21 protein-coding genes and 1 pseudogene are annotated in these 24,634 nt (G+C 54.5%); 12 read left to right on the plus strand and 10 right to left on the minus strand.

Annotated features, from left to right (window positions below; all coding sequences use genetic code 11):
- Position 1: 1 nt before the first annotated feature.
- From ACT3TJ_RS07650 to ACT3TJ_RS07665, 4 genes and pseudogenes are all read left to right on the plus strand, one after another.
- Positions 2-175: pseudogene (locus tag ACT3TJ_RS07650) on the plus strand (short-chain dehydrogenase); the annotation flags it as partial.
- A gap of 168 nt (positions 176-343) precedes the next feature.
- On the plus strand, positions 344-1,336 hold the full coding sequence (locus tag ACT3TJ_RS07655) for an LLM class flavin-dependent oxidoreductase (RefSeq protein WP_192526685.1): 993 nt from the start codon (positions 344-346) through the stop codon (positions 1,334-1,336).
- Between the two features lie 131 nt (positions 1,337-1,467).
- A complete protein-coding gene (locus ACT3TJ_RS07660) occupies positions 1,468-1,962 on the plus strand; it encodes a GNAT family N-acetyltransferase (RefSeq protein ID WP_087108423.1) in 495 nt (164 codons plus the stop codon).
- 146 nt (positions 1,963-2,108) lie between these two features.
- Positions 2,109-2,237: a hypothetical protein gene (locus ACT3TJ_RS07665; RefSeq protein ID WP_264299230.1), complete on the plus strand. Its 129-nt coding sequence runs from the start codon at positions 2,109-2,111 to the stop codon at positions 2,235-2,237.
- Between the two features lie 17 nt (positions 2,238-2,254).
- Here the strand turns inward: ACT3TJ_RS07665 and ACT3TJ_RS07670 are convergent, their stop codons facing one another.
- Both ACT3TJ_RS07670 and ACT3TJ_RS07675 read right to left on the minus strand, forming a co-directional pair.
- Positions 2,255-2,830 (minus strand): DUF1415 domain-containing protein, encoded by a 576-nt coding sequence (locus tag ACT3TJ_RS07670; protein ID WP_444622358.1) that lies wholly within the window; start codon positions 2,828-2,830, stop codon positions 2,255-2,257.
- A 75-nt stretch (positions 2,831-2,905) separates the two neighbouring features.
- Positions 2,906-3,574 (minus strand): GntR family transcriptional regulator, encoded by a 669-nt coding sequence (locus ACT3TJ_RS07675; RefSeq protein ID WP_087108311.1) that lies wholly within the window; start codon positions 3,572-3,574, stop codon positions 2,906-2,908.
- A 191-nt stretch (positions 3,575-3,765) separates the two neighbouring features.
- Here ACT3TJ_RS07675 and ACT3TJ_RS07680 point away from each other — a divergent pair, with 191 nt between their 5' ends.
- The 3 genes from ACT3TJ_RS07680 (at position 3,766) to ACT3TJ_RS07690 (ending at position 6,846) form a co-directional block, all read left to right on the plus strand.
- The gene (locus ACT3TJ_RS07680; protein ID WP_192526682.1) at positions 3,766-4,323 is read left to right on the plus strand and encodes a chromate transporter; all 558 of its coding nucleotides are present in this window, start codon (positions 3,766-3,768) and stop codon (positions 4,321-4,323) included.
- Positions 4,320-4,850: a chromate transporter gene (locus tag ACT3TJ_RS07685; protein WP_192526681.1), complete on the plus strand. Its 531-nt coding sequence runs from the start codon at positions 4,320-4,322 to the stop codon at positions 4,848-4,850. Before ACT3TJ_RS07680 ends, ACT3TJ_RS07685 begins: the two co-directional genes overlap by 4 nt.
- 145 nt (positions 4,851-4,995) lie before the next feature.
- Positions 4,996-6,846 (plus strand): ABC transporter ATP-binding protein, encoded by a 1,851-nt coding sequence (locus ACT3TJ_RS07690; RefSeq protein ID WP_192526680.1) that lies wholly within the window; start codon positions 4,996-4,998, stop codon positions 6,844-6,846.
- Between the two features lie 51 nt (positions 6,847-6,897).
- Here ACT3TJ_RS07690 and arfA read toward each other — a convergent pair whose 3' ends face one another.
- Together arfA and dkgB are read right to left on the minus strand one after the other, a co-directional pair.
- Positions 6,898-7,044, minus strand: coding sequence for an alternative ribosome rescue factor ArfA (arfA, locus tag ACT3TJ_RS07695; protein WP_087108287.1), 147 nt, complete (start codon positions 7,042-7,044; stop codon positions 6,898-6,900).
- 113 nt (positions 7,045-7,157) lie between these two features.
- Positions 7,158-7,967, minus strand: a complete 810-nt coding sequence (gene dkgB, locus ACT3TJ_RS07700; RefSeq protein ID WP_407647897.1) for a 2,5-didehydrogluconate reductase DkgB — start codon at positions 7,965-7,967, stop codon at positions 7,158-7,160.
- 206 nt (positions 7,968-8,173) lie between these two features.
- Here dkgB and ACT3TJ_RS07705 point away from each other — a divergent pair, with 206 nt between their 5' ends.
- Positions 8,174-9,433, plus strand: a complete 1,260-nt coding sequence (locus ACT3TJ_RS07705; protein ID WP_192526678.1) for an MFS transporter — start codon at positions 8,174-8,176, stop codon at positions 9,431-9,433.
- On the opposite strand, the gene cobA is transcribed toward ACT3TJ_RS07705, so the two are convergent.
- Both cobA and ACT3TJ_RS07715 read right to left on the minus strand, forming a co-directional pair.
- Positions 9,398-10,312, minus strand: coding sequence for a uroporphyrinogen-III C-methyltransferase (gene cobA, locus ACT3TJ_RS07710; RefSeq protein ID WP_444665553.1), 915 nt, complete (start codon positions 10,310-10,312; stop codon positions 9,398-9,400). The two genes, ACT3TJ_RS07705 and cobA, sit on opposite strands and share 36 nt — an antisense overlap.
- Positions 10,272-13,007, minus strand: coding sequence for a nitrate reductase (locus tag ACT3TJ_RS07715; RefSeq protein ID WP_444622070.1), 2,736 nt, complete (start codon positions 13,005-13,007; stop codon positions 10,272-10,274). Before ACT3TJ_RS07715 ends, cobA begins: the two co-directional genes overlap by 41 nt.
- A 758-nt stretch (positions 13,008-13,765) precedes the next feature.
- Here ACT3TJ_RS07715 and ACT3TJ_RS07720 point away from each other — a divergent pair.
- From ACT3TJ_RS07720 to nirD, 3 genes are all read left to right on the plus strand, one after another.
- The gene (locus tag ACT3TJ_RS07720) at positions 13,766-15,049 is read left to right on the plus strand and encodes an NAD(P)/FAD-dependent oxidoreductase (protein ID WP_444622071.1); all 1,284 of its coding nucleotides are present in this window, start codon (positions 13,766-13,768) and stop codon (positions 15,047-15,049) included.
- Positions 15,050-15,051: 2 nt separating this feature from the next.
- Positions 15,052-17,562, plus strand: coding sequence for a nitrite reductase large subunit NirB (nirB, locus tag ACT3TJ_RS07725; protein WP_444622072.1), 2,511 nt, complete (start codon positions 15,052-15,054; stop codon positions 17,560-17,562).
- Between the two features lie 170 nt (positions 17,563-17,732).
- On the plus strand, positions 17,733-18,122 hold the full coding sequence (gene nirD, locus ACT3TJ_RS07730; protein WP_444622073.1) for a nitrite reductase small subunit NirD: 390 nt from the start codon (positions 17,733-17,735) through the stop codon (positions 18,120-18,122).
- 57 nt (positions 18,123-18,179) lie between these two features.
- On the opposite strand, the gene ACT3TJ_RS07735 is transcribed toward nirD, so the two are convergent.
- From ACT3TJ_RS07735 to ACT3TJ_RS07750, 4 genes are all read right to left on the minus strand, one after another.
- Positions 18,180-19,091, minus strand: coding sequence for a GntR family transcriptional regulator (locus ACT3TJ_RS07735; protein WP_444622074.1), 912 nt, complete (start codon positions 19,089-19,091; stop codon positions 18,180-18,182).
- Positions 19,092-19,101: 10 nt separating this feature from the next.
- Positions 19,102-19,833, minus strand: coding sequence for an ABC transporter substrate-binding protein (locus ACT3TJ_RS07740; protein ID WP_444622075.1), 732 nt, complete (start codon positions 19,831-19,833; stop codon positions 19,102-19,104).
- Positions 19,834-19,870: 37 nt separating this feature from the next.
- On the minus strand, positions 19,871-22,498 hold the full coding sequence (gene acnA, locus ACT3TJ_RS07745; RefSeq protein ID WP_444622076.1) for an aconitate hydratase AcnA: 2,628 nt from the start codon (positions 22,496-22,498) through the stop codon (positions 19,871-19,873).
- Between the two features lie 537 nt (positions 22,499-23,035).
- Complete coding sequence (locus tag ACT3TJ_RS07750; protein ID WP_172118062.1) at positions 23,036-23,563, minus strand: GNAT family N-acetyltransferase; 528 nt, start codon at positions 23,561-23,563, stop codon at positions 23,036-23,038.
- Between the two features lie 129 nt (positions 23,564-23,692).
- On the opposite strand from ACT3TJ_RS07750, the gene ACT3TJ_RS07755 reads away from it, so the two are divergent.
- Positions 23,693-24,628, plus strand: coding sequence for a cation diffusion facilitator family transporter (locus tag ACT3TJ_RS07755; RefSeq protein WP_444622077.1), 936 nt, complete (start codon positions 23,693-23,695; stop codon positions 24,626-24,628).
- Positions 24,629-24,634: the final 6 nt, after the last annotated feature.

Genomic DNA, 24,634 nt, shown 5'->3' on the forward strand with positions numbered 1-24,634 from the left:
GATGTCACCTCGTTTGATTGAGCCCGGCATGGTCGATACGCCCTTTTTTGATGAACCGCCTGAAACGGCGCTGGAAGCTCGCGATGTCGCTAACGCGGTTATTTATGCGCTCTCTCAACCGGCTCATGTCGACGTTAACGAGATCCTGATTCGCCCCACCCCGCCGAGTGACTAACCGATAAAACAGGTTACGCAGCTCAAAAGGGGCTACTCCTTGCATTTGGCCTTCGTAGCCCGCATACACTCTACTAACAAGCGTGCTAATGATTTAACCGCGTACCGTCTCATTGCCTACGCGCCCAAATTCTTAAGCATGCTCCACGTCTTTATTAGTAGGTGAAATATGAGCCAACTCTCTTCGACCGCGCTCTCTGTTCTCGACCTTGCCCCTATACGCCAAGGCGGCAGCGCTGCTGAAACGTTCCGTGATAGCGTTTCACTGGCACAGCGAGCCGAGCAGTTGGGCTATACCCGTTACTGGCTTGCCGAACATCACAACATTCCTGGAATCGCCAGTGCCGCCACGTCCGTTCTGATTGGCCATTTGGCAGGCCACACTTCCACTATACGGCTAGGCTCGGGCGGGGTAATGCTGCCTAATCATCCTCCGCTTGTGATTGCCGAGCAGTTTGGCACGCTGGAAACGCTCTACCCTGGGCGCATTGACCTGGGGCTTGGGCGGGCGCCTGGTTCTGACGGTGCCACTATGCGTGCCATGCGGCGCAGCATGCATTCTGGCGTAGATGATTTCCCCGAGCAACTAAGCGAGCTGCGTCGTTACCTGGGTGATGCAGAGCCCGGCCAGCAGGTGAAAGCGGTACCTGGCCAAGGAACTAACGTGCCTATCTGGCTGTTGGGTTCAAGCGGCTACAGCGCCCAACTGGCCGCCAGGCTGGGCCTGCCCTTTGCGTTTGCGGCGCAGTTTGCACCCGGCTATCTATTTGAAGCGTTACGCCTCTACCGCGATAACTTCCGCCCGTCTGAGCATCTGGATAAGCCTTATGCCATGGTCGGACTGCCGGTGATGGCCGCTGAAAATGATGCCATGGCGCATTACCTTGCTACCTCCGCCCAGCAGAAGTTTCTGAACCTTATTCGTGGCAAGCCCACTCAGTCGCAGCCCCCGGTAGAGCAACTGGACTGGTCACCCATGGAGCAGTCGCAGGTCAACCAGTTCCTGGGTGCCGCGATTATTGGTGGTCCAGAAACAGTTAAAGCGGGACTTGAAGACTTTCAGGAACGTACAGGCGCCGATGAATTAATGATTAATAGTGACTTTTTTGATCATGCCGACCGCGTGCGTAGCTACGAAATCGTTGCTCAAGTAGCAAAATAAGTGCAACGTGCAGCCGCTTAAGGGGCTTCAGCAGATGCCCCTTCCATGTTGACAGCCGCATGTATCGCTGCGGCCTGGTACCATTAACGCCCATCACATGCTACGCGGCTTATCTCTACCAGGTATTAACCATGTCTACACTTACCTTCACCTTGATGACGCAAGACGACTTCGCTATTTTCTGGCCCACTTTTAAGGCGATTGTGGCGGAACAACACACCTATGCCATTGACCCCGACATTAGCTACGAGGCGGCCTACTCACTATGGTGCCAAGTACCCAAAGCCACGTATGCCGTAAGAGACTCAGCAGGCGAACTGGTGGGAAGCTACTACCTAAAAGCCAATGCGGCAGGCCCGGGTAGCCATGTGTGTAACTGCGGCTATATGGTCACCGCTGCCGCCCGCGGTAAAGGCGTTGCGCGCGCGATGTGTGAACACTCTCAGCAACTCGCCCGCACCCATGATTTTAAAGCCATGCAGTTTAACGCTGTCGTAGCTACGAACGACGCAGCGGTAGCGCTTTGGCAGCGTTTAGGATTTAGTATTGTGGGCACGGTGCCGAAGGCTTATTGTCACGCGGCACAAGGACTCGTAGACAGCTACGTGATGCATAAATTTTTATAAATTAATCGACTAACATATTAATTTTTATGATTTTTAATCGATATTACAACCACCCCGATGAGCCTTCCTGATTCATTAAGAAGCGGTTGTCCCTTTCCTGCTCCACTGCCCTTAAGTGAGAGATTAACGTAAAGAAAGATCTACCTGTGAACTATGCTCTTGCAGGTGCATTAGGTTTACTCGTTGTCATGTTGATTGTAGTGGCGGCGCTTGGCATACAAGCAGAGAAAAGCGCAACAATCGATCCAAAGCAAGGGCGTTTGAGCTTTACATAAACAGCACGAATAAGGCGTTATGGCGTTTTACCCGGAAATGCCCGTTGCGCTAACGCATCCTGAAGATAGCGCTCTGCCCTACTGCTCCCCATCGCGGTCAAGTGGGCCACATTGCGTTCCGGGATGACCGAGGTATCACCATAAAACTCAATGGCTTTTTCAACGCTCGCTTCGCGCAATAGGTGCACCATTGCGTAGGGTGAGCGGTTGGTGTAGTTCGAGGCGTCCTCTGGCGTGGCGTCCTCAAAGCAGTAGTCGGGGTGAAAAGTCGCCAGCTGATAAACACCTTCATAGCCCTGTTCGGCCAGCATGCTTTCTGCCAGTTCTACATAGTCGAGGTAGTGGTCAAAGTGCTTAAAAAGCGTGGGAAAGACCAGCAGCGTGGTTTCTGTTTCCGGATGCTCATCCAACCACTGCACTTCGACCATCAGCTCTTCCAATGCCACCTCAAGCTTTTTTGAGCGTACGACGCCCACACGAATAGTGTCACGCTCTACTTCTCGCTGAGCAAAGGGACATACGTTTTCAGCCACAATAAAATTGCGCACCCAGCTCAACGTTTGCTCAATGACATCATTATCTGAATATTGCATCGCTCTTTTACATCCGCTTTATCGTGTTTAGTGCGCGCCAGTGTACACCTATCACTAACGGCTTAGCTGATGCTTTTATCCGTGCTGCGCAAAGCACGTTAGCGCAGCCTCATAGGATTTAAGGATATGCTCATCAAGAAGCTTTCGCGCTGCTTTCACATCGCGCTTTAAAGCGAGCGCCACTAGCTCATGGTGCTGCTGATCCAACTCCTGGCGAATTACCGGCATTTTGGGCCCCAAGCGCCGGTACCGATCAAATTGATCATGCAGTTGCTCAATAAACCGCAGCGACCATATAGAGCCGCAAGATGCGACCAGCGTGCGATGAAACTGGGTATGCAATCGCTCCCACTCATCGTCATTATCCAGCGTCATGTCGGCACACTTCAGGCGATGCTCTGCCGCGAGAAGGTTTGCCTCCCACGCCGCATCCCCCAGCGAAATTGCCTGTTCAAATGCCATGCCTTCCAAGGCTAAGCGCGTTTTTACAATATCATCCAGTTCACTGCGTGAAAGTGTTGGCACCCGAAAACCGCGCTGATTTTCCTGTATCAGCAGACCATAGGCGGCCAACTTGTTTAACGCTTCACGCAAGGGGCTTAAGCCCACTTGATACAGCTCTTTAAGCGCATTGATTGCCAACTTTTCGCCAGCAGCAAAACGCCCATTAACCAGGTCTTTGCGTAAAATATCGTAAATACGGCTAGATGCTGTCGTTGTGGAGGGCTGAATGTACTGGTTCATGGTAGGGTCCTTTCATCCACCGGTGAGCGCATATCATTTATTCCGTTTGACGCCTGCTAACGCTCTTGATTATATTATTCTACCCTGAAAAATAATCGATTTTATCACTTATAAACGATATAAAGAGAGAATATGGTTTTTCAACGCATCTACTACCGTTTTCGGCCTGCTTACCATAGCGTGACACGCTGATGAAACAGACAGCCCTGTTCTGGGCCTTTTTTCGAGTCGGTATTTTTGGTTTCGGTGGCGGCCCTTCAATGATACCGCTGGTACATGCAGAAGTCGTTACACGCCACCAATGGCTGACGGACGAAGAGTTTGCCGATGTATTAGCCATTGGCAACACCTTACCTGGTCCTATCGCAACTAAAATGCCTGGTTATATCGGCTACCGTGTAGGCGGCATTAGTGGCTGTATAGCGTCGGTACTTGCAGTTTGTTTTCCCATGATAGTTGCCATGGTGGTCATGCTGGGCGTTTTTAGCCGGTATCGGGATGTGGCCTGGATTCGTGGGATGGGGCAAGCCGTGGTTCCCGTCGTGATGGTGATGATGGGGCAACTGGCCTGGGACTTCTTTGATAAATCGCAAAAGGCGCTAGGTTGGCTTGTCAGTAGCCTAATGGCGATTACCGCTGGCATATTGATTTATTGGCTGGGCATTCACCCCGGTTTTATTATTGGTGCGATTTTGCTGGTGGCGCTGTTACGCCCTTCCACGGCTAAAAAAGCGGAGCGCTCAGCATGATTTATTGGGAGCTCTTCCTGGCGTTTTTTGTACCGAACATTGTTGGCTACGGCGGTGGTCCAGCCATTATCCCTCTGCTTGAAGCCGAAGTAGTCGGCCGCTATGGCTGGATGACGTCTCAGGGTTTCGCGGAAACGCTTGCACTTGGAAACGCGCTGCCTAGCCCGATTGCTACTAAAATGGCCGGCTACGTGGGTTATGAAGTGGCCGGCATCGGCGGTGCCGCCGTCGCGATAGCGGCAACGGTTGTACCTTCGTTACTGCTGATGATTGCCGCACTAGGACTTTTGTACCGTCATCGCGAGTCGCCCCAAGTCAAGCGTATGAGCCAATGGGTACGCCCAGTGATCGCCATTATGATGGTGTGGTTAACGTTTGGCTTTTTCCTTGAAGGCGTTAATGGCGCGGGGTGGGTACATACGCTGATTATCGGCGCCATTGCCGCGATTGCGCTGGTACGGTTCAGCGTTCATCCCGCGTTTGTGGTAATGGGTGCGCTTGTATACGGTGCCTTTATCCTTCCCTAAGATTTGTACGAAAAGAGCCTGTGCTCATCTTCTTCTCCTGCTGCAACCGTCGCGCGCTATAAGGCTCTGGCGGTTGAAGTGGCTATTGCGACGCAACCCACGCATCATAATAGCTTCTTTCGTTCTCGGTTCATGTTAACTCCCTATGCCCCCACTGTTTTCCACCTCTGGTAACGCCCCGTCGGTTAACGGTTTTTTCAACGTGTTTCGCTACAGCAAGCGAGCCTTGGGCCTTGTTTGGGAAACCTCCCGCTGGATGATGTTCGGGCTGGCGCTTTGTACTCTGGTGGCTGGCGTGTTGCCTGCGGCGGGTGCCTGGGTGGGCCAACTGATCGTTGATGGCGTCGTCAACGCGATGGACACCTATCACGACAATCCTTCCGCTAACCTGACGGTTATTATTATGCCGGTGCTTGAGCTTGTGGCTTTAGAGGCTCTCATCATCGCCTTGATCGCACTGGCCCAACGCGGTCTTTCTGCTCAGCAGTCGCTGCTTCGCGCCCTGCTGGGCCAGAAAGTCAATGTCATGATTTTAGAAAAAGCGGGCACGCTATCATTAAGCCAGTTCGAGGATTCAGAGCTTTATGACCAATTAACACGTGCTCGCCGTGAAGCCTCCACGCGACCTTTAGCGCTGGTTAATAAAACCTTCGGGCTGCTGCAAAATGCCATCTCACTGGTCAGTTTTAGTGTACTGCTTGTGCAGTTTTCCCCTTGGGCGCTGCTGATTCTAGCGGCAGGCGCCCTGCCGGTGTTCGTTTCAGAAGCCAAGTTTTCAGGTGATGCGTTTCGCTTGTTTCGCAGGCGCTCACCCGAAACGCGTATGCAGGGCTATTTGGAAACCGTGCTGGCCCGCGAAGACAGCATTAAAGAAGTCAAACTGTTTGGCCTTGAGACGCTTTTTTTGCAACGTTATCGCGACATTTTCAACCGGCTATTTAGCGAAGACCGGCGATTAACACTCCGCCGTGAGGGCTGGGGCTTCTTGCTTGGTTTGCTGGGCACGCTAACATTCTACGCGGCGTATGGATGGGTAGTGGTTGAGACGATTGCAGGTGCTATCACGCTGGGGCAGATGACCATGTACTTGATGGTGTTTAAACAGGGCCAGTCTGCGCTTTCTGCAAGCCTGACAGCTATCAGCGGCATGTACGAAGACAACCTCTATCTTTCCAACCTCTACGAGTACCTGGAACAACCTACCCAGCAGGAAGGCGGCACGCGCTTGCAAGGCGCGCTTCCCGGCGATGGGCTGCGCTTTGAAGATGTAAGCTTTGCTTACCCAGGCGGCAAGCAGGTATTGCAGCATATCTCACTGCACCTGTCTCCCGGTCAAAGCCTTGCCTTGGTCGGCGAAAACGGCTCAGGAAAAACCACCCTCATTAAGCTTTTAACGCGGCTTTATCACCCTACAAAGGGGCGAATTCTGCTGGATGGCAGTGATCTTCGTGATTGGGAAAGCAGTGCGCTACGCAAACGCGTCGGGGTTATTTTTCAGGACTTTGTCCGCTATCAATTGCCGGTTGGCGAAAATCTGGGCGTGGGCGACATCCAGGCGTTTAATAATCAAGAGCGCTGGCAGCAGGCCGCTCGCAATGGCATGGCTGACAGTTTTATCAAACGCATGCCTCAAGGCTATAACACTCAGTTGGGCCGCTGGTTTAAGGACGGACAGGAACTCTCCGGCGGGCAGTGGCAAAAAATAGCGCTCTCACGTGCTTACATGCGCGAAGAGGCCGATATTGTAGTACTGGATGAACCCACCGCCGCGATGGACGCTGCCGCTGAAGCCGACGTATTTACCCGGTTTCGGCAACATAGCCACAATAAAATGACGATTCTTATTTCGCACCGCTTCTCAACCGTTCGCAATGCGGATCTCATCCTCGTTATCGACCAGGGAGAAATTATTGAACGCGGCACGCATGAAGAACTACTCGCGATAAACGGCCGTTACGCCCATTTATTTCACCTGCAAGCGAAAGGCTATCGCTAAGAGGGATTGATCTATACCTGGGTAGAGCAGAAGCATTGCCAAAACGCCTGATTAAGCGGCTTGGCGATACCCCCGCAGGGCCTTGCGCCCTTTACGGGAGTAGCTGCCTTTGCCCTTTTTGGGCGTTTGTTGTTGCATCTTGAACATGGGGGTTCGTAGCTGCGCTTTGAGCGCGTTGTCGCGAATCTTTTGCTTCATGGAATCTTCCTGTACAGCCGATTATTTAAAAGCTATATAAAAGCGGTGCCTGCTAAAACAGGCACCGCTAAGACATTATAAGAAGCTTAAGGTTCCTCAGCACTCATTTAAGATCACTCGTCCCAGGCGGGCGCAAAGTCAGGGTTGGCGATGCGCTCCTTGCGGTCCAGCTTGGCAATGTCGGTCATTTCGCTGTCGCTTAGCACAAGATCAAACGCGGCAATATTGCTTTGGATGTTACGCGCCTTGGTGGAAGAGGGAATGGTGACCATATTGCGCTGATTGACCCAAGCCAAGGCAATTTGCGCAGGCGTTACGCTATGTGCATCAGCAATCTGCTTGAGGGTCGCATCGTCCATTACCTTGCCCACCGCCAGCGGCATAAAGGCCGTTACCTGAATACCGTGATGCTCGCAGCGCTCAACCAGCTTGCGGTTTTGCAGAAAAGGATGCACTTCGATCTGGTTGGTGAGGATTTCGCCTTTACCCAAAATCTCCACCGCTTTATCAAGCTGCTCGATGGTGAAGTTGGATACGCCGATATGGCACGCCTTGCCCAGTGCCTTTACTTCTTTGAGAGCAGCCAGATACTCTTCCATCGCCACTTCATTATCCGGCGATGGCCAATGGATCAGTAGTAGGTCAACGTAATCGGTGCCCAGTTTTTCAAGGCTTTCATCAACGCTCTCTTTCAAGCGCTGCGGCGCCAGGTTGTCGTGCCACACCTTGGTGGTTAGAAAAATGTCGCCACGTGGCACGCTGCTGTCACGGATCGCTTCACCAACGCCCTTCTCATTACCGTAAAACTGAGCGGTGTCGATATGGCGGTAGCCTGCTTCAAGCGCCGCATGAATGCTCTCTTTTAGCGTATCGCCTTCCAAGCGAAAAGTACCGAAACCGGGGTTAGGCATAACCTTTTGCATCATTAACATCCTTTTCTATTGATAGCGTGTTAATTAACATGGGGCAGCCGTCACGTGACTTCAACCACTCACTAGAAAAACCCCTTAATAGGCTTGGCATTAACCAGGCGGAATTTACGGGCATTTTGATCCACGTTTGGCGCCATAAGCGATAGAATTATAAAAATTCGCTTGCTAACATTCTCTTGCTAACCAAGATACCGCCCATGCCCCCAGACAACAACACGCTTGCAGCGACCGATGCCCCGCTGCTTCCCATTCATCGCCAACCGGGCTTTCTAAGCTTTCTTCTCTCCCGCCTTGCAGCCGTTTTTGCCATGCAAATTCAGGCCATTGTGGTGGCCTGGCAGGTATATGACATTACCCGTGATGCCATGTCGCTTGCCTATGTGGGGCTTGCGCAGTTTCTGCCTATGGTGATTTTACTGCTGCCCGCCGGCGATGTGGTCGACCGTTTTCCGCGCAAGCGCATTCTGCAACTCAGCTGGGCAGTACAAGGCATTTGTAGCGCACTGCTGCTTTTATTGGCGCAGGCCAATCACGGTAGCGTTATTGAATTTTATGTTGTGCTGGCTCTGTTTGGCTGTGCTCGGGCGTTTACCGGCCCCACGCTGCAAAGTATGTTGCCCAATATTGTGCCCCGCGCTCAGCTTGCCCAGGCCATTGCGCTGAATAGCTCGATCATGAAAGTCGCAGTGATTAGCGGGCCATTGCTGGGCGGCGTACTTTACAGTGTGGGCGGCGGCAGCCTGGCTTATGCCGTGTGCTTGGGCTGCTTTATCGTCGCGCTGGCCTTACTGATGCTGGTACCAGTGCTCTATGTTGAGAAAGCCAAGGTATTGGAAAGCACCGCCTGGAAGCGCTTTTCCGCAGGCATTCGCTATATCCGCTATCAGCCGATTATTCTGGGCGCCATTTCGTTGGATCTATTTGCCGTGCTGCTGGGTGGCGTCGTGGCGCTGCTGCCCATTTACGCTCAGGAAGTTCTGCATGTTGGCCCTGAAGGGCTAGGTGCATTGCGCAGCGCAATTGCGGTGGGTGCATTATTGATGGGGCTTTATCTTGGCGTTCGCGGCATCAAGCGCCGCGCCGGGCATGTGATGTTTGCCGCCGTGGCCGTGTTTGGCTTGGCGAATCTGGTGTTTGCCTTCTCAACCCTGTTCTGGGTGTCAATGATCGCCATGCTGGTGGCGGGTGCGGCCGATATGATCAGCGTTTATGTACGCACCACTGTGATTCAGCTGGCCACGCCGGATGAAATGCGCGGCCGGGTGAATGCCGTCAATATGCTGTTTATTGGCTCAAGCAATGAGTTGGGCGAGTTCCGCGCAGGCAGCATGGCTGCCGGGTTTGGCGTAGTGCCCGCCGCGGTGATTGGCGGCGTGGGCACGTTGGCGGTGGTCGGCCTGTGGATGCGCCTGTTCCCAACGCTACGTCAGGTCGACCGCTTCGATGATGCCCGCTGAGGCAAGCGCATTAGCGGGGCTGCTCGCCACCATACTCACCACGCTGCCCACCAGAATCACGCAGGGTGATGGCAGCGGATGATCCGCCAGGCGTTGGGGCATATCGTTAAGGGTACCCACCAATGCCTGCTGTTCAGGCAGGCTGGCATTGGCGACCAACATGATCGGCCACTCATCGGGCAAGCCGGCCTGACGTAGCCCTGCGCAAATGGCCTCTACCTTGGAAAGCCCCATATAAAACACCAGGGTTTCATCGCGGCGGGCCAGAGTTTTCCAGTCGGGCGCGCCGCCCTCACGGCATAGCTGTGCGGTAATAAAGCGCAGCTGCTGAGAGTGGCCCCGGTCGGTTAGCGGGATCCCCAGGCTTGCGGCGACGGCAGACGCCGCAGTAATGCCGGGCACGATGTGCGCGGGCACATTGGCATCCGCCAGAGCGGCAAGCTCTTCGCCCATACGCGCAAAGATACCGGGGTCACCGCCTTTCAAGCGCACCACCGATTTTCCGGCGCTTGCCAGCTTGACCATCAAAGCGCCAATTTCCGCTTGAGGCATACTGTGATGGCCACTGGCTTTGCCAACGTAGTAGCGCTCGGCGGAAAGCGGAATCAGCCCCAGCACATCGTCGCCTACCAAACGGTCATACACGATAGCATCGGCCTGCATTAACAGCCGCGCGGCTTTCAGCGTTAACAGCTCCATATCACCACTGCCCGCACCAACCAGATACACATGCCCAGCCGTGCATTCGCCGCGTAGCTTAAGCGAAGGCGCACTTGAGGCGCTGCGCGGGGAGCGCTGGAATGGCGACAGCACACGCTGCGTAAAGCGCATCGTGGCCTCAGGCCACTTCTGTAGTAGACGCTTGCTTAGCACGCGCATGTGAACGCTCCTCTTCAATCAGGGACTTCAATTCAGGCAAACAACTACCGCATTGGGTTCCACAGGCAAGCCGTGCGCCCAATGCTTCAACGCTGGCATCACCGGCACGAATGGCATTAACAATCGCCGCCTGGCCCACCTGGTGGCAGCTGCATACCACGGGGCCGGTATCGGCGGCTCCATCGTCACACCCCGCTAACAGCCGGCGCCGGTGCTTATCACTTATGACTGTTTCATTAAAACGCGCTTCAAGCCAGGCAAGCCCGGGCAATTCGCGCGGCGGGCCGACCATCAGCCACCAGCGCAGTTTGCCCTGCACAATAGCCGCAGCGCGCAGGCGGCCATTGCCGCTGTCTTCACACCACAAAGAAGCCCCTTCGGGTAGCCACGTAGCGAGCAGCGCCACCCAGTCATGTACCGGTTTTGCATCTGCCAGCTGCCAGCGCTGACAGCCCTGCATGGGTACGCGTGCCCAATAATCGCTTCTGCACCACGGGGGCACTTCCTGACTATTATCCCCTAATGGATGGGCAATCAACAGCGTTGCCTCCCAGGCTACTTCAAGCGGTGCCAGCGCCACAGCGCCGTGCTTGGCTTCTGGCTGGCCTGACACAGGGTCGGTCAAAGCTTTTAGCATGGCACCGCTACGCGCCGATTTACTGAACGCATCGCTCCAGTGCATGGGAATAAACACCTCGCCACGCCGCTGGGCATTCGAGATACGCACGCGCCCCCGGTACTCGCCGCTGGCGGCGGACAATACTGCCAGTTGCTGGTCGCCAATGCCATAGTTCGCAGCATCGCCTGGGTGGAATTCGATAAACGGCTCGTGGCGATGATTCATCAGCCGGGGCGCGCGTGCCGTGCGCGTCATGGTGTGCCACTGGTCGCGAATACGCCCGGTGTTCAGGCGCAGCGGGTAGGCGTCACTCAGGCGTTGCTCCGGCAAGCGCGGCGTTATGGCGATGAAGTTGGCGCGCCCATCAGGCGTGGCAAACTTGCCATCTTCAAATAACCGCGCCGTTCCGTGAGGCGCTGAAGACGTCACCGGCCACTGAATAGGCGCCAGCGCGTCGTAGCCCTCGCGCCCAAGTCCCACAAGGCCGGAAATATCGAATAGCCGTTTGCTCTCTCCCTCATTCTCAAAGCCGGAAAGGCGCGCGTGCTCATCAAAAATTTCATGGGGATGGCTATAGTCAAACGCCTCCTGAAAGCCTAACCGCTTGGCGGCTTCGCACATAATCCACCAGTCGTGACGCGCTTGGCCAGGCGCGGGTAGCAAGCCACGCTGGCGTGAAATACGCCGCTCGGAATTGGTCACCGTGCCGTCTTTTTCAGACCACCCCGTCGCGGGCAGAATGATATCGGCGTAGGCCAGCAGGTCGGTATGGCTTGCGCACTCAGACACAATTACCAGTGAGCACTTTTCAAGCGCACGCCGCACGCGGGCGGCATCCGGCAAGCTGACCGCTGGGTTGGTGGCCATTATCCAAAGCGCCTTTATTTCGCCCCGCTCAACCGCGTCAAAAAGCTCGATCGCCTTATAGCCAGGCGCCTGGGGCAGTTCGGGCATTAACGTTTCCGTCGCCCAAAAGCGGGTGATTCGGCCAAGGGCGCCAGGGGTGTGATAATCCATATGCGCGGCCAGCTGGTTGGCAAGCCCACCCACTTCGCGTCCGCCCATGGCATTGGGTTGGCCGGTGATCGAGAAAGGCCCCGCCCCGGGCAAACCGATTTTGCCGCCCGCCAGATGGCAGTTAATGATCGCATTGCACTTATCAGTACCGCTTGTGGATTGATTGACGCCCTGGGAGTAGAGCGTCACGACATGGAGTTGGCTGGCAAACCAGTAGTAAAAGGTCTCCAACCGCTCAGGGTCGATATCACATATCGCCGCCACGTCATTAATATCATGCTGGCTCGCGGCCAGCAGCGCTTCGTCGAAACCTTGTGTATGGCGATCCAGATAGAGCTGATCCAGCTTGTTATTCTCAGCCATCCAGGCCAGCAGGCCGTTAAACAGCACTGCATCGCTGCCGGGTGCGATGCCCAGGTACAGGTCGGCAATCTCGCAGCTGTCGGTCACGCGCGGGTCGATGACCACCACGCGCATCAACGGGTTGCGCGTTTTGGCGGCCTTTAAGCGCTGGTAAAGCACCGGATGATTCCAGGCCAGATTCGAGCCCACCAGCACCACCAGCTCGGCCTCTTCAATATCTTCATAGTTGCAGGGAACGGCATCCGCGCCCAACGAGCGTTTATACGCCGCCACGGCAGAGGCCATGCAGAGTCGCGAGTTGGTATCCAGGTGCGGCGTGCCTAAAAAGCCTTTAAATAGCTTATTGGCCACATAGTAATCTTCGGTCAATAGCTGGCCTGAAAGATAGGCACCGACTGACTCAGCGCCGTAAGTTGCGCGAGTCGTTTGCAACCGCTCTGCCAAGGTGGTTAACGCCACATTCCAGTCAACCGCTTGGCCATCGACCCAGGGCGTGGTGAGCCGGTCATGGTGGCCGAGGGTTTCGTGAAGTGCCGAGCCTTTCACACATAGCCGACCAAAGTTGGCGGGGTGGTCGCGGTCGCCTTCAACGGCGCTGATTGTGCCGCTAGCCACAGTGGCGATTACGCCGCAGCCGACACCGCAATAAGGGCACGTTGTGTTTGCTTTACAAGCCGAGCGTGTGGCCTGGGACATACTGATTTCCTCCCGCTTAAAAGCAAAAAGCGCCCAAGCTAGCCTCAAAAGAAGCCTGCCTGGACGCCGTTGTCTCAGGGACACCTGCACCGGTGCCAAATGTCGCACTGCTGGGATTGGACATACTTATTAATGGCCTGTCATCTGATGGCGTTAGCGTTGTTATTTGCCCGTCAAATTCAATGGCTGCATTTTATTGTGCCGATAAACCCGTCTGTGCTTTGTTGCTTGTTGCCAAGGTAATAGCAAGGCCTACGCCAACCAACCCATTAAAACAAAAACACCAAATTAAACAGAAGGTTAGTAACCAAGAAAATATCTTTCGACTTATCTTGTAGGCAGGTTTTTTGCTAACGCTGACTACTCACGGTGCATTCTTACCGCTTAGCGCACCAATAGCGTGCGCAGTCTGCGCTTAGGCGGATAAAAAGGCGTTATCGTCAACCTGCCTACTTAAAACAGGCTATTGATAAGCAATAAAAAAATAAATAATTAACGATATTTGGCTGATTAATTGCCCTGTACTGATTAGATAAATTTAAGCTTAGCGGGCAGCCAACGGTGGCTGCTCTGTGCGAAACCCAGCTAACGGGTTTGGCCTCAGCTACCGGGCAACGAAGCCCCTGATACGGCCTTCCTGGCAATCCATTTGCCCGGGACGCTGACTCAGGGGCTTTTTTTATTGGCTTTTCTTCAGCGCTGCCGAGTATTTGTGGATAGGCATTTGTAGCCAAGCGCTAAACTGTAAGGAGCAACCTATGATCGCTATCTCTCGGTGCTCGTCTGATGATCACTTAGTCGTTATCGGCAACGGTATGGCGAGCCATCGACTGCTAGAGGCCGTCGTTAAATTGTCTCATCGACCCCAGCAGATAACGGTGATTGGTGCAGAGGCATCTCCCGCCTATAACCGGATACTGCTATCGCCACTGCTCGCCGATGAAATGCCGCCTAGCGCCCTCGCCTTGCGGGATGTGCAGTGGTACGCCAAACAGGGTATCACCCTGCACCTGAATGAATGCGTGCTGGAGATCAACCGCGAAGAGCAGCGTGTTGTCACTACCTGCCGCACGCTGGCCTATGACCGCTTGGTGATTGCCACCGGCTCACGCCCAAAGCTGCCCGAGGTTCCCGGCATTGGCCTTAACGGCGTGTATGGGTTTCGTACCCTGCAAGATGCCGACACGCTCGCAACGCTTGCCCTACAGGGCGGCGAGTGTGTCGTGGTCGGCGGCGGTTTGTTGGGCCTGGAGGCCGCCGAAGGGCTTCGCAAGCGGGGTGCCAGCGTCAGCGTTCTACAGCGCAGCGAGCGATTGATGAATCGTCAGCTGGATAGCATGGCCGCTGGGCTGCTTGAAACGACGCTTACCCTGCGTGGCTTGACCATCTTAACCAATGCGCGCATCCGCCATTTTGAAGACGATGGCGCAGGCAACTTAGCCGCTGTTGTACTCGGGGATGGCCAGCGTCTGCCTGCTCAGAGCGTCATCGTGGCAACCGGTATTACACCTAACGCAGAACTGGGCCATCTGGCAGGCCTGGCAACGCAGCGCGCCATCATGGTTGATGACACGCTCACCACCTCAGACCCGCGTATTCACGCATTGGGTGAGTGCTGCCAGTTCGAGCAGCACACCTACGGCCTGGTCGAGCCAATCTGGCGCCAAGTAGATGTGTTAGCCAACACGCTGTGTGGCGATGGCAGCGCCCGCTATCGTGAGGTGCCAACCGCCACCAAGCTTAAGATCAGCGGCTTGGCCCTCTACGCGTTTGGCCCCACGGAGGCCGCGCCAGAACACGAAGTACTGCATTACAGCGACCCGGAAAGCGGCGACTACCGCCGCCTGCTACTGCACAACGGAAGGCTTGAAGGTGCCGTGCTGTATGGCGATACCCATTCCGGCCCCTGGTATTTCGCCCAGGCGCTGGCCAAAACCGATCTGGGCGCCTGCCGCCAGGCGTTACTGTTCGGTGAAGCCGATGCCAACGCCCTGCTTCTTGATACCCCACCCACTCCCTCATCGACGCTGGAGGCAGCTTAGCCATGTCCACCACCTCTAAACGCAACGTGATTATTATTGGTAACGGTATGGTCGGCCACCACCTAGTCGAGCAGCTGGTTGAAAACGGCGCCCTGTCACAGATGAACGTCACCGTGTTTGGCGAAGAGCGCCACCGTGCTTATGATCGTGTGCACCTTTCTGAATATTTTAAAGGCCGCGACGCCGAAGCGCTGGCCCTGTGTGATGGCGACTACTACGCAGGCCATGGCGTGACATTCAACAGCAGCGAAGCGGTCATAGCCATTGACCGCGAGGCCAAAACACTGACCACCGAGCACGGCCATTACGCTTATGATCAGCTGGTGCTGGCCACCGGCTCCTACCCGTTTGTGCCGCCCATTCCCGGTAACGATCGCGAAGGTTGCCTGGTCTATCGCACGCTGGATGATCTCGATGCCATCCGCGAGGCGGCGCAAAGTGCGGCCACCGGCGTCGTGGTGGGCGGCGGCCTTCTGGGCCTGGAAGCGGCTAACGCGCTGCGCGGGTTAAATCTGGAAACCGCGGTAATCGAGTTTGCTCCACGCCTGATGCCCATGCAGGTGGATAGCGAGGGCGGTGAGCTGCTGCGCGAAAAGATCGAAGCCCTGGGTGTTCAGGTACTCACCGAGCGTGCCACTCAGCGCATTGAAGATGGCGTAACCAGCCGCCATCGCATGGTCTTTCAGGATGACAAAATACTGGAAACCGACCTGATCGTGTTCTCGGCGGGTATTCGCCCCCGAGATCAACTGGCCCGGGAGTGCGGCCTGGAGATCGGCGAGCGCGGCGGCGTAGTGATCAACAATCAGTGCCAAACCAGCGACCCGGCGATTTTAGCCATTGGCGAAGTGGCGCTGTGGAATCAGAGCATTTTTGGCCTGGTGGCGCCTGGCTATCAGATGGCCAAGACAGCGCTTTCGACGCTCACCGGTGGCGACGCTTCTTTTACCGGTGCTGATATGAGCACCAAGCTCAAGCTGTTAGGCGTGGATGTCGGCTCGATTGGCGATGCCCATGGCAACCAAAACCCCGGCGCGCGGATGTTTCGCTACCTTGACCCACTTACCCAGATTTACCGCAAGATGGTGGTCTCAAGCGACGGCAAGAAGCTCTTGGGCGCCATGCTGGTGGGCGATAACAGCGTCTACGATACCTTGCTTCAGTACTACGCCAACGGTATCGAGCTGCCCAAAGAGCCCGCCTCATTGATTTTGCCGCAAAGCGGCGGCGCCCCGGCACTTGGCCCGGATGCCCTGCCGGAAACCGCGATGATCTGTTCGTGCCATAACGTCACCAAGGCCAGCATTTGCGCGGCCATTGACGCAGGCGCCAGCGACTTGGCATCCGTGAAAGGTGACACCCGCGCCAGCACCGGCTGCGGTGGCTGCGCGTCGCTTTTGAAAAGCGTGGTGGATCATGAGCTGGCTGCACGCGGCGTTGAGGTGGACAAGTCGATTTGCGAGCACTTTCAGCACACCCGTCAGGAGCTTTACGACATCGTGCGTGTGGAAGGCATCAAAACTTTCAGCGAGTTGATCGAAAAGCACGGTGTGCCTAGTGCTCACCATTTGGGCTGCGATATCTGCAAGCCCGCTGTAGGCTCCATTCTCGCCTCCTGCTTTAACGAGCCAATTACCGACGCCGCACATATCCCGCTGCAGGATACCAACGATACCTTTATGGCCAATATGCAGAGAAACGGTACTTATTCGGTGGTGCCACGTATCGCCGGAGGCGAAATTACCCCGGACAAACTGGTGGTGCTGGGTCAGGTGGCGCAAAAATACGGCCTTTACTCCAAGATCACCGGCGGCCAGCGGATTGATCTGTTCGGCGCCCGCCTGGAGGACCTGCCTGAGATCTGGGGCGAGCTGATCGAAGCCGGCTTTGAAACCGGTCACGCCTACGGCAAGTCGCTGCGTACGGTGAAATCCTGCGTGGGCAGCACCTGGTGTCGCTACGGCGTTCAGGACAGCGTGGGCATGGCGATCAAACTTGAGAACCGCTACAAGGGCCTGCGCGCACCGCACAAGATCAAGTTTGGCGTATCAGGCTGTACCCGCGAGTGCGCCGAAGCGCAAAGCAAGGATATCGGCATTATCGCCACCGAAAACGGCTGGAATCTCTACGTGTGCGGCAACGGCGGCATGCGCCCACGCCATGCGGAGCTGTTTGCCACCGATCTTGACGACGAAGCCCTCTACCGCGCCATCGACCGTTTTCTGATGTTCTACGTGCGCACAGCGGATCGCTTGCAGCGTACCTCGGTATGGCGGGAAAACCTGGAAGGCGGGCTGGAGTATCTGAAAGAGGTAATTCTCGACGACCGCCTGGGCATGGGTGATGAACTGGAGCGCCAGATGCAAACCGTGGTGGATAACTATCAGTGCGAATGGGCGGGCGCCATCAGTGACCCGGATAAGCTCAAGCGCTTTAGAAGCTACGTTAACGACAGCCGCCCCGACCCATCGATCATCATGACCAGTGAGCGCGGCCAGCTACGGCCTGCCTAGGGTTTGTTACGAAAAGTCGCTGAGCGAAGACCAGACAAGGCAAAAATTAGCGAAAAAACGGAGTTTACGAGTGTAAATGAGTATTTTGAGCTGATTTTTAACGCCGTATGGTCGAGCGCAAGCAGTTTTCGTACAAAGACTAATCGACATCACTTTAAAGGGGCTACTCCATGACCGCTACCGCAATGAAGCAAGCAACAGTTATACAAAGCAGAAAGGCACCGACCGGCCAGAAACTGTGCAGTAAAGCCGATCTGGTCGCGTTTTCCGGGGTTGCTGCGTGGCTTGAAACACCACAGGGGCCGAAGCAAGTCGCACTATTCTATTTGCCGGGCTTTGAGCGTGAGCTTTACGCCATTGATCACCACGACCCGTTTTCCAACGCCAATGTGGTCGCCCACGGCATTGTGGGCGATATAAAGGGCGCCGCCGTGGTGGCTTCACCCATTTATAAGCAGCACTTTCGTTTGGAAGACGGCCAGTGTCTGGAAGATGACAGCGTCAAGCTACGTACCTGGAAGGTGAGCTTTAAAGGAGTTGATGTGTGGGTTGAGGAATAAGCCACATAGGCGAAGATGCACATACAAGAAGCAGCTTCATCTTTCTCTGCCGTGCCGTTAACGGGCAAAAATACCTTGGGCAATACGCATTTTTTCCTGACGCGTTCGCTCCAGGTGTTCCGTTAGATAGACAGCTGCTTGTTGATTATCCCCCGTCTCCAGCAGGTCAAGAATCGCCAAGTGCTCTTTATACTCAGGCACTGGCGATTCACGCCGGGCATATACGTGGTATTCAATTAGGCGACGCAGCCTATTAGCGCGCTTAAGGCTCTCAATCAGAAACTGGTTATTTGAGCCGTTAACGATGCTTTCATGGAAGTAGGTGCCATTTATATACATTTGACGCTCAGAGATCGTGCTACCTTCTTCAGACACGGCCTCAATTAATGACTGCCTTAACTGGCCGAAGACTTTTTCATTAACCTGGTAGCCAGGCTCTCTTAACGCGGCGGGCTCAATTAACAGACGAAAACGAAAACACTGATCATACGTTGCTTGAGAGGTTAAGAACTCGTTAAATTCCCAGCCATAGCCCAAAAGCCTGGACACCCAGCCTTCAGCCTCCATGGCATGCATCGCTTGAAGAATCGTGCTGCGACCAAGCGTATATTTTTTAACAAGTTCCGCCTCGGTAATTTTCCCGGCGATCTGATTATTTAAATAATCGACGCCAATCGTAAAACACAGTGGCGAGATAGAAGAGCCTTGCTCTAGCGGCTCGTCAGTATCGGCAAAAAGTCCACGCTTGGTATCCACTAAAAAGAAGCCGCGATTAGGCTGACGCTTCACCACCCCCTGCTCTTCCAAAAACTGAAAGGCCGCACGAATGGGCGTCCGCGAGACCTTCAATTTCGTTACATAGCTCGCCTCCGTCAGGTGGCTCCCTACGGGTATAGCCTCTTCATTAATCAACGTGTGAATACGCTTTGCCAAAAGCTCAGCGGTAAGGGGTGATGCACTATTAGCCACGACCCATCCTTTAAGCGCTTGGCGCGACCGAGGCACCCTGAATATTATGCTTGGCTAACAAGCGAGCGACCTCCCCTTCCGCCTTCGCCTCTTCAATAAACGCGGACAGAAAAGCGGCGGCTTCCTGGGGCCGGTTTTTCGGAACGCCCATCGCCTGCTGGATCGTCATAAAGTGCCCAGGCAACAGCCGCAAACCACCAAACTCCTCAATACCCGCTTCCAGCTGCTGCTTAACGCCTGCGGCGATATCCAGCTTGTGTTCAATAAAAAACGCCACCACTTTCGGAGAAGTAGGTGCTCTAACCAGCTCGGCGTGTTGAATAGCGCGGCTAAGGTAAAGATCATAAGCACTGCCCTTACCAACCACGATCTTCTGACCAGGGCGGTCAGCCTCTTGCTGATCAGTAATTGGCGAATCCTCGCGCACCAGATAGCAGCCTTCAATCAGCACGTAGGGCGCGGTAAATTGAATACTTTCAGCACGCTTGGGGTCTAGTGCAAAAAAGCCCATATCGGCCTTTTCATCGCTGACAACGGCAACGGCCTCACCGGCGGAGGCATATACTTGAAGTTCAAGCTCAACGTCCAGCCTGTGCGCGATCATCTTTGCCAAATCAACCGAAACGCCATAGGGCTGCTGATCGGCATCGAGTCCCGCCAATATCGGGTTACCCACGTTAATAGTGGTGCGCAACACGCCGGTAGGCGCCATTAGCTCTCTTAGCTTGTTACTATCGCTCACTTATCACTTTCCTTATGAAGGGCTTGGCCAGTATTACTCAGGCCAATGTTTTTTTCAGTAGCGAGGGAATAACGCCGCCTTCTTTAAGCAGTGTAATTTCTGCCTGCGTATCGACCTGGGCGATAGCCATTAGCGTCTCTACCTCGCCTTGCACTCTTAAAATATTAACTTGAATCCAAGCGCGAGGGGTTAGCGTATCGGCCTGCGCCTGAATCTCGATTTGATCACCCGGCTCAATATTCAGCGTGGTTGAGCTAACGCCCGCGGGTAAGTTCAGCGGCAAAATTCCCATGCCGATCAGGTTTGAGCGGTGAATACGCTCAAAACTTGCGGCAAGTACCGCACGAACGCCTAGCAACCGCTGCCCTTTTGCAGCCCAGTCACGCGATGACCCCATACCGTAGCGCTCACCCGCGATGATCACAACGGACTCATTGGCTTCACGGTAGCGCCTGGCTGCCTCAAAAAGAGGCATAACATCGCCGCTGGGTAGATGACGCGTATGTGCAACCGGTGCATCAGGGACAAGATAGTTTTTTAACGTTTTATTGTGGAAGGCGGCCCTTACCATGACCTCCCAATTGCCCCGACGTGAGGCAAAAACGTTTAGATCATCACGACGTTCACCGCGCTCAACCAGATAGTCAGCGACACGACTATCAGCCGGAATGGCACTAGCAGGTGAGATATGGTCGGTCGTGACATCATCACCGACTATCAGCAGCGGGTAAGCAGTGTAATGGCCTAGCTGACTGCCCTCGGATACCGCAGCAAACGGTGGGCGGCGCAGCGTGTTAGAGGCTTCCTCCCATGGGAAGGTCGCTGTTTTAGGCGCATCCAGAGCCTCCCAACGGGTGTTACGGCTTGCCTGTTTGAAATCTTTTGCAAAATCGGCAGCGTTCAGCGCCTCGGCTAACGCGGCATCGACGTCTTCCCTGGCAGGCCATAGGTCACGCAGGTAGATACTCCTACCTTCATACTCCGCCAGTGGCTTTTTGAAATCATGCTCGGCATTACCGGCCAAGGCAAAACCCACAACCAGCGCAGGCGACATGATAAAACCCAGGTCAAGATCTGGGTGCACGCGTCCTGGGAAGTTTCGATTACCCGACAGCATCGCTACTGCACGGCAGTTACCTGCTTCCTGTGCCTGCCTGATCTCTGGGGTCAATGGCCCCGAGTTACCGATACAGGTAGTACACCCATACCCGACGATATCAAAGCCGATAGCGGCCAGATCTTCCATTAGCCCTGCCCGTTTGAGATAGGTAGCCGCTGCTGGTGAGCCTGGGGCAAGCGAGGTTTTTACCCAAGCAGGCGGTGTTAACCCATAGCGGCGCGCCGTTCTGGCCAATAGCCCTGCGGTGATAATAAGGCGTGGATCGCTCGTGTTGGTACAACTGGTAATGGCAGCAATCGCTACGGGGTGGCGGGGCAGGTTTGAAACTGCGCGGTGAGGTACTGCACTTGGCGTAAATTCAAGCTGTGACAACACCACTCCCACATCGGTGTAGTCATGCACATCCTGGGGTCGCGTAGGCCCGGCTACCTGTACACCAATACCACTTAAATCAATCTCTATACACTGTGTATAGGTAGGCTGCTCATCGGCTTCAAACCAAAGTCCTGTCGCTTTGCAGTAGTGCTCTACCCGTTCAACGGCTTCTCTCGAACGCCCTGTTTGGTCAAGATAGCGCAGGGTTTGCTCATCCACCGCAAAAAAACCGGTAGTGGCGCCGTACTCAGGCGCCATATTAGCCACGACAGCACGATCACCAGCCGTTAAGGTGCTCACGCCCGGTCCAAAAAACTCAACGAACTTGCCCGTTACGTTCAGCGCCCTCAAGCGCTGAGTGACTATCAGCGCCAAGTCGGTGGCCTGTGCGTGTGGCGCCAGTGTGCCTGCCAGCTTAACCCCCACCACGTCAGGAATGCGCAACATGGTGGGTACACCAAACATTACCGTTTCCGCCTCCAGGCCACCTACTCCCCAGCCCAATACACCAATGCCGTTAATCATTGGCGTATGGCTATCAGTACCTATCATCATATCGGGCACCATCCAGCGTTCGCTGCCACGCTCTTGAGTGGTTACGACGGTGGCCAGTTGCTCAAGGTTTAGCGTGTGCATAATACCGGTGCCCGGCGGGTGAATGGTCACGCCTTCAAGTGCACTGGAGGCCCAGCGTAAAAAACGATACCGCTCGTGGTTACGGCGCATTTCATGCTGAAGGTTGTCTTCTGAGGCGCTGCTGCTGGCGAACACTTCCACAGCAAGCGAATGATCTACTGAAACATCTACCGGTAAATGTGGCTTAAGCACTTCAGGATCACCCCCTGCCTCACGTATCGTGTCACGCATAGCGGCAATATCCACTAACGCAGGTGTGCTCGTTGTATCGTGCATCAATATCCGCCCCGGCTGAAAGGCGATTTCATCACTGCTCGTGCCGTTTTCCAGCCACCTCAACAGCGCTTGAGCACTGCGCTTGCGCTCCTCCCCCGTCGTATTACGCATAATATTTTCAAGCAGAAGGCGCAGCACATAGGGCAGCTTGTGAAGCGTCTCGCCGAGTAATTTGGGCAGTTCGATAATCGCGTAATCATGGCCCTTGAACGTCAAATAGCCATGCGTGTAGTGGGTTAGCTTCTCAAGCTTGTGCATAGTTCATGCCGCCGTATCTGACGATTGTCGTTATTAACTGATGAGTCGATCTCAGGCGCCATAATTGCACTTTATTAACCAAAAATACAATATAGTGTTTTAGCCGATTTTCTGTTTTGAAGAAATCTCCTGTTGGTTTTCCCAACGAAAACGCCGCCTGATAGGCGGCGTTAGAAGCGCTTTACAACCATTAACCGTTAAGCATTAAGAAAATCGATCAACGCTTTATTAAACTCGTCAGCGTGGGTGGTGTTAATCGCATGCGGGCCGCCTTCACTAGCGCTGGTACCTGCTTTTCCCAGGAACGGCCGCTTAATGGCCATCCATGGATAAGCACCACAGGTTTGCCTGCACCGTATACCTCGTAATGAATCTTTACCGGCGTTCCCTGTTCTGTACCCGCGCTTAACACTGGCATCGTTAGCCCCTCCTGATTGGCTGCGTATTGATCAACGGCATGCCTTCAAGGTAGTACACGCTTTTTAACGTTACCAAGGTACGCAGCACAGAGCGTTGCTAGGCTTTATAACGCCGCTTTCAGCAGACTGCCTTCAAGGCACACTGATATACCAGGCAATCAACGCGCTTGTCGGCCACTTGGGAGTGCGCTGGCAAGATATCCATGGCATCGAAGCTGGCTTTCTGCAACACATGCTGAGAGGCATCGTTCTCGACAGAAACAATCGCCGTTAGCGTAGTGAGACCATAGACACCGCGCGCTTCCTTCATTAGATGCTTAAGCGCCCTATAAGCAACTCCTTGACCGCAGGCACTTTTTGCAATGCGATAACCTACCTTCGCTTGGTGTTCGTCAATATCGCGCAAATTGGCGCGGCCGATAAGCATTCCTCTCTTGCGTATCAACAGCGGGCTCATTCGACGCTGGGCATTCAGGGAAAGGCACTCAACAATATGCTGTGAGACGCCTTGAGGCGTATAAAAATGCCTATAACGCGCTTCAATATGCTGCTCAAACCAGGCACGTTCGGCGGTTTCAAACGCCAACAGGTCGACAGCGTCTTCAGGGGTTAATAGCGAAAAGGTTAAGTCCTTGGCATGACGCATAACGTCCTTCTCTTTGTGAGTACTTTGTCACTCGCCTTTGTGGCCTTAATGCATAGCATTCGTTGGTTCAAAGATGAAAAATGTTGCTATGCTTGCGGGTTATATCACTGGCGGTGGGGCCAAATATCCATGAAAACAGAAACGCGTACACTGGCATTTTCCGCCTTTATGGCGCTCTTGATTGGCTGTGCCGGAATTACCGCTACACTCGCCTCCAATTCCCAGGCTATTTTGCTCGATGGGTTATTTAACCTAATCTACTTTAGTGTAGCTTTAGTGACGATCAAGGTGAGTAAATTAGCCAGCCGCCCTGATAGTGAATCTTATCCGTTTGGATACAGTTACTTCGAGTCGCTGGTTAACCTGTGTAAAGGGTTATTAATTCTGGGTGTTTCCATCTTTGCTTTGGTCGATGCCATTGTCGCGCTCCTCTCTGGCGGGCGAGAGATTTCAGCGGGCCTTGCGGTCATCTATGCCCTGTTTGCCACGTTTGCCTGCTCGCTGACCGCTTGGGTAATGCACCGCAGCCAACGCTATACCGCAAGCCCTCTGATCGCGGCCGACAAACTCAACTGGATCGTCAATAGCGTGATTTCCGCAGCAGTTCTCGCGGCATTTTGCCTAGTAGTACTCCTTGAGCAGTTAAATTTGAACACGCTAGTGCCGTATATCGATTCGGTACTGGTTATTGCGGTCGTCGTGCTGTGCCTGGGCGTGCCTGTACGCATGGCCTCCCAAGCGCTGAAGGAGTTACTCAATAAAACGCCCGAAGAAGCCATTGCTGCCCCTGTGCGCGACGCTATTTCTCAGGCACTGGCAGAAACGCATACCCAAGAAGTCCGTGTGCGTATGGTACGCCCTGGGCGCCTGCTTTACGTTATGGTGCACGTGGTGCTACCTGATGAAGGCATCACCACGTCGTTAACCGCTCAGGATGACCTACGCGCACGGATTGATGAGCAGGTGCGCCGCTGCTACGTACCGGTCGTATGCGATGTGGTGTTTACCGCAGACACGCTGTGGGCAGCGCCCTCTTGTGGGTTGCTGATTGAGCGACACACGTAAGCAAAG

Source organism: Halomonas sp. AOP30-A1-24 (genome assembly GCF_052378165.1).
GTDB lineage: Bacteria > Pseudomonadota > Gammaproteobacteria > Pseudomonadales > Halomonadaceae > Vreelandella > Vreelandella citrativorans.

Coding starts and splice junctions, on each gene's coding strand:
- ACT3TJ_RS07655 (WP_192526685.1), top strand. CDS start 344: ATGAGCCAACTCTCTTCGACCGCGCTCTCTGTTCTCGACCTTGCCCCT.
- ACT3TJ_RS07660 (WP_087108423.1), top strand. CDS start 1,468: ATGTCTACACTTACCTTCACCTTGATGACGCAAGACGACTTCGCTATT.
- ACT3TJ_RS07670 (WP_444622358.1), bottom strand. CDS start 2,830: ATGCAATATTCAGATAATGATGTCATTGAGCAAACGTTGAGCTGGGTG.
- ACT3TJ_RS07675 (WP_087108311.1), bottom strand. CDS start 3,574: ATGAACCAGTACATTCAGCCCTCCACAACGACAGCATCTAGCCGTATT.
- ACT3TJ_RS07680 (WP_192526682.1), top strand. CDS start 3,766: ATGAAACAGACAGCCCTGTTCTGGGCCTTTTTTCGAGTCGGTATTTTT.
- ACT3TJ_RS07685 (WP_192526681.1), top strand. CDS start 4,320: ATGATTTATTGGGAGCTCTTCCTGGCGTTTTTTGTACCGAACATTGTT.
- ACT3TJ_RS07690 (WP_192526680.1), top strand. CDS start 4,996: ATGCCCCCACTGTTTTCCACCTCTGGTAACGCCCCGTCGGTTAACGGT.
- arfA (WP_087108287.1), bottom strand. CDS start 7,044: ATGAAGCAAAAGATTCGCGACAACGCGCTCAAAGCGCAGCTACGAACC.
- dkgB (WP_407647897.1), bottom strand. CDS start 7,967: ATGCAAAAGGTTATGCCTAACCCCGGTTTCGGTACTTTTCGCTTGGAA.
- ACT3TJ_RS07705 (WP_192526678.1), top strand. CDS start 8,174: ATGCCCCCAGACAACAACACGCTTGCAGCGACCGATGCCCCGCTGCTT.
- cobA (WP_444665553.1), bottom strand. CDS start 10,312: ATGCGCGTGCTAAGCAAGCGTCTACTACAGAAGTGGCCTGAGGCCACG.
- ACT3TJ_RS07715 (WP_444622070.1), bottom strand. CDS start 13,007: ATGTCCCAGGCCACACGCTCGGCTTGTAAAGCAAACACAACGTGCCCT.
- ACT3TJ_RS07720 (WP_444622071.1), top strand. CDS start 13,766: ATGATCGCTATCTCTCGGTGCTCGTCTGATGATCACTTAGTCGTTATC.
- nirB (WP_444622072.1), top strand. CDS start 15,052: ATGTCCACCACCTCTAAACGCAACGTGATTATTATTGGTAACGGTATG.
- nirD (WP_444622073.1), top strand. CDS start 17,733: ATGACCGCTACCGCAATGAAGCAAGCAACAGTTATACAAAGCAGAAAG.
- acnA (WP_444622076.1), bottom strand. CDS start 22,498: ATGCACAAGCTTGAGAAGCTAACCCACTACACGCATGGCTATTTGACG.
- ACT3TJ_RS07750 (WP_172118062.1), bottom strand. CDS start 23,563: ATGCGTCATGCCAAGGACTTAACCTTTTCGCTATTAACCCCTGAAGAC.
- ACT3TJ_RS07755 (WP_444622077.1), top strand. CDS start 23,693: ATGAAAACAGAAACGCGTACACTGGCATTTTCCGCCTTTATGGCGCTC.